The sequence below is a fragment of the Clostridium arbusti SL206 genome (assembly GCF_000246895.1).
GTDB lineage: Bacteria > Bacillota > Clostridia > Clostridiales > Clostridiaceae > Clostridium_I > Clostridium_I arbusti.
The window spans coordinates 1-403 of record NZ_BAEV01000216.1; the positions used below are offsets into that span (position 1 = coordinate 1).

General features: G+C 38.0%; 1 protein-coding gene. It reads left to right on the forward strand.

Annotated elements, in window-relative coordinates; genetic code table 11:
* A partial coding sequence (locus RH99_RS18390; protein WP_010241916.1) for an Ig-like domain-containing protein occupies positions 1–403 on the forward strand: 403 nt, incomplete at both ends.

The following is a 403-nucleotide window of genomic DNA, read 5'->3' on the forward strand; positions in this document are numbered from 1 at the left end:
GCGACTATAACAGCAACAACAATGATGGATATAAAACAGCTAGTTGCACAGTAACAGTAAGTAGAACACCGACATCAGTGACATTAAACAAATACTCATCCAGCTTAAAAGTAGGAGGATATGACTACTTATACGCCACGGTGTATCCCTATAATGCAACAAATCAGACAGTAACATGGACAACATCTAATTCCAGTGTAGCAACGGTATCCTCTTGGGGAACAGTAAATGCGGTAGGATCAGGAACAGCAACTATAACAGCAACAACAAGTGATGGATATATAACGGCTACTTGTAGGGTAACAGTAAGTAAAAATTCATCAACATCAGTAACATTAAACAAATACTCATCCAGCTTAAAAGTAGGAGGATATGACTACTTATATGCCACGGTATATCCTTA